We start from the raw sequence: 3,378 nt of genomic DNA, 5'->3' as shown, positions 1-3,378 counted from the left end.
CTTCTTCCCCCTCTTCCCCTCTCCCCACGAACGGAGCGCATCGATGACCTCGCCGAACCCCGAAGGCCTCGTCGTCACCCAGGCCTGGGGACGAGGGGGGGGACCCCGGGGTGTCGGACGGGCCGTGCTTCTTCGCCCAGGACCCCGACGGGTTCTTCCTCGGCCGGATCGACGGCGAACCGGTCTCGGCGATCTCCGTCGTCAACTACGGTGCCGAGTACGCCTTTCTGGGCTGTTACCTCGTCCGGCCGGACCTGCGTGGCCGCGGCTACGGAATCGCCACCTGGAAGACGGCCCTGGCCCACGCGGGCGGACGGACCGTGGGACTCGACGGCGTGGTCGCACAGCAGGGCAACTACCGGCAGTCGGGGTTCGAACTCGCCTACAAGACCTTCCGGTTCGCAGGAGTCCCGGCAGCGAGGTCGGCCACCGCCACAGCTACAGCCACCGCGACAGCTACAGCCACCGGTGTCCGTGGTGCCGAGAAGAGTGACGTCGAGGCGGTCGTCGCGTACGACAGGGGCTGTTACCCCGCCGACCGTCCGCAGTTCGTGGAGCGCTGGCTCGGCGGCACCGGACACCGGGCCCTGGTGCGTGTCGTCGGCGGGCGGCTCACCGGCTACGGAGTGATCCGGCCCGCCGCCGACTCCCTGCGTATCGGCCCGCTGTTCGCGGACGCCCCGGACGACGCCCGCGCCCTCTTCGCCGCACTGGCCGCCGAGGCCGGCGGCCGACGGGTCGCCGTCGACATCCCCGAGACGAGCGCGGTGGGTGTCGCGCTGGCCGAGGAGCACGGCCTCACGCCGTCGTTCGAGACGGCCCGGATGTACACCGGGCCCGTACGGCCGTACGCCACGGACCGCGTGTACGGGGTCACCACACTCGAACTCGGATAGGCCCTGTCCGGCTCGGTCAAGCCCGATCCGGCTCAGCTCGGCTCGGCTCGGTCAGGTCCTGTCCGGGCGTGCGGCAGCCGTCGCGGTCTCGTCGCGACGGTTGAACAGCCACTCCATCCGCGGCTCGACGACGAACCGGAACACCGCCCGGACCGGGCCGGAACACAGCACGGTGATGAGCGCCACGGCGGCCACCGTGACGGTCAGTTCGCCGAGCGGGGTATGCAGCCAGGGGTGGTCGTACCAGTCCCAGAAGCGGGACGACTTGATGACGAAACCGTGCAGCAGATAGCCGTACATCGTCCCCGCCCCCAGCGCCGTGCACCACAGCTGCCGCCCGGGAATCCAGGACAGGAAGCAGGCGGTCAGGACCAGGGCGAGGGCGAACAGCGCCGGAGTGGTGAACAGCCCCACCCAGTTCGGCACGCCCTGGCCCGTGACGCTGCCCCGGTGGTAGAACCACCCCGCACCGAACCAGGGCGCCACCCCGTACGCCGTGACCAGCGCCGCGGCGATCACCGGCAGCGCGAGCAGCCGTACGCGCCAGGTCCGCAGCCGCTCGAAGTGCTCGGCGCGCAGCGTCAGACCGAGCACGAAGAACGGCAGGAATCCCAGGACCCGTTGGATCGAGATGTCCCCGCCCAGATCCGGTGAGACGGCCGCCAGCACCGCGAAGCCCAGTGCCACCGGCACTGGATGACGGAGCGTCAGCCAGATGGGGGTGGTGAGCCGCCACACGAAGAGCGCGACCAGGAACCACATCACGTACCAGGGGTCCAGCAGACTCAGCGGATAGCCGGGATCGTCCTGCGCCCACCGATAGAAGAGCGTGTAGGCGGTCTCGAAGACCAGATACGGCACGACGACGCTCGTCAGAAGCCGGCGCACCCGGCCGGGCGCCATGTCGAAGCTCCGCGAGAAGTAGCCGGAGATGAGCGCGAACGCGGGCATGTGGAAGGCGTAGACGGTCAGATATGCGGCGGTCGCGGCCCGGCTTCCGTGGGTCAGGGGTTCCCAGGCGTGACCACAGGCCACCAGCACGATGGTGAGGTACTTCGCGTTGTCGAAGTACGGGTCCCGCCGGGCGGACGCCGACTTGGCCGAAGTCCTGGCCAGGCCTTCCCGTGGTGCGGCGGGTGCGGCGGGCACGGCGGTGGCGGAGGCTGACAGATCGTGCGACACCACATCTCCTGGCCTTGGTGGCGGTGAGTCGATCTCTCCCGCCTGCCCCCTCACGTACGGTTCAGTCGTGCCCTGCGTTCGCCCTGAGGTCTGGTGCGGCGTCGGGGTGGGCCTTGACCGCCACGAGGCCGTGTGATCGGTAGGAGGCGGCCGTGACCAGGGGATATTCCAGGGTCCCCGCCGAAACTCCGTTGCCCGGTCGGCCCGCGGATGCTGGAGTGGCGGGATGGATCACGAAGCGGTACTGGCACTGTTCGACCGGGACATGCGTGAGCGCGCGCAACCCTACGGTCCCGACTCCGTGGTGGAGCGCGTCGGCGGGGTGGTGCGGCACGTGGGACCCGAGCAGGGCTGGAACGGAGTGCTCTGGTCGGACCTCACGGAGTCCGACGCGGACGCCGCGATCGCCGAGCAGACACGCCATTTCGCGGAGCTCGGCCGCGAGTTCGAGTGGAAGCTGTACGGGCACGACCGGCCGGACGACCTGGGAGAGCGCCTGCGGGCCGCCGGGTTCACACCCGAGCCGGAGGAGACCCTGATGGTCAGCGAGGCCGGTGAGCTGGATCTCGACGCCGCGCCACCACCGGGCGTCGAGCTGAGGCCCGTCACCGACGCCACCGGCATCGACCTCGTGGTCGACGTCCACGAGCAGGCCTTCGGCACGCCCGGCACCCGGCTCCGCCACCAGCTGCTCGCCCAGCTCACCGAGAACCCGGACACCGTGGTCGCGGTCGTGGCCCTCGCCGGTGACGTCCCGGTCAGCTCGGCCCGGATGGAACTCATCCCCGGCACACGGTTCGCGGGCCTGTGGGGCGGCGGCACCGTCGAGGCCTGGCGCGGTCGCGGCATCTACCGCGCCCTGGTCGCCCACCGAGCCCGCATCGCCACCGACCGTGGCTACCGCTACCTTCAGGTCGACGCCTCCGACCAGAGCCGTCCCATTCTCCAGCGGCTCGGTTTCGCCCCGCTCACCACGACCACTCCGTACGTTCGCGCGGCGCCGTAGACCGTACCGTCCGGCGATGCGTGCGCCGCCTCACAGATCGAGCTGGTACTCCACCGCCGCGTGCGTCGGCAGATAGCCGAGTACGTCGTTGATGCCCCGCATGTGCGTGTTGCTGTCGGCCGTGTCGGTGAGCAGGCCTCCGAGTTCCGGGTGGCGCTCGCGCGCCCGGCGGACGGACTCCGCCTTCATCCAGAGGCCGAGACCGTGGCCCCGGTGCTCGGGCAGCACACCGGTCCCGTAGTGCTGTCCGTCGCCCCGGCCGTCGCCCGGCACGACTAGGGCCCTTCTGATGGA

The 3,378-nt window shown here is 70.6% G+C and carries 3 protein-coding genes and 1 pseudogene; 2 read left to right on the top strand and 2 right to left on the bottom strand.

The genetic code is table 11. The features are described from left to right. The first annotated feature begins 43 nt into the window (after positions 1–43). Positions 44–896 (top strand): annotated as a pseudogene (locus AOK01_RS21195) (GNAT family N-acetyltransferase). A 51-nt stretch (positions 897–947) separates the two neighbouring features. On the opposite strand, the gene AOK01_RS21190 reads toward AOK01_RS21195, so the two are convergent. Continuing rightward, positions 948–2,078: an acyltransferase family protein gene (locus tag AOK01_RS21190; protein ID WP_213862123.1), complete on the bottom strand. Its 1,131-nt coding sequence runs from the start codon at positions 2,076–2,078 to the stop codon at positions 948–950. A gap of 226 nt (positions 2,079–2,304) precedes the next feature. On the opposite strand from AOK01_RS21190, the gene AOK01_RS21185 reads away from it, so the two are divergent. Further along, positions 2,305–3,084 (top strand): GNAT family N-acetyltransferase, encoded by a 780-nt coding sequence (locus tag AOK01_RS21185; protein WP_055514030.1) that lies wholly within the window; start codon positions 2,305–2,307, stop codon positions 3,082–3,084. Between the two features lie 30 nt (positions 3,085–3,114). On the opposite strand, the gene AOK01_RS45190 is transcribed toward AOK01_RS21185, so the two are convergent. Continuing rightward, positions 3,115–3,378 (bottom strand): GNAT family N-acetyltransferase (locus AOK01_RS45190; protein ID WP_483855248.1); only part of this gene is annotated, 264 nt, incomplete at its 5' end.

Origin of the sequence: Streptomyces aurantiacus, from assembly GCF_001418335.1 — a bacterium.
GTDB classification, from domain to species: Bacteria; Actinomycetota; Actinomycetes; order Streptomycetales; family Streptomycetaceae; genus Streptomyces; species Streptomyces aurantiacus.
The sequence above is the reverse complement of the archived record's forward strand: the minus strand, read 5'-3'. Positions and strand labels throughout refer to the sequence as shown.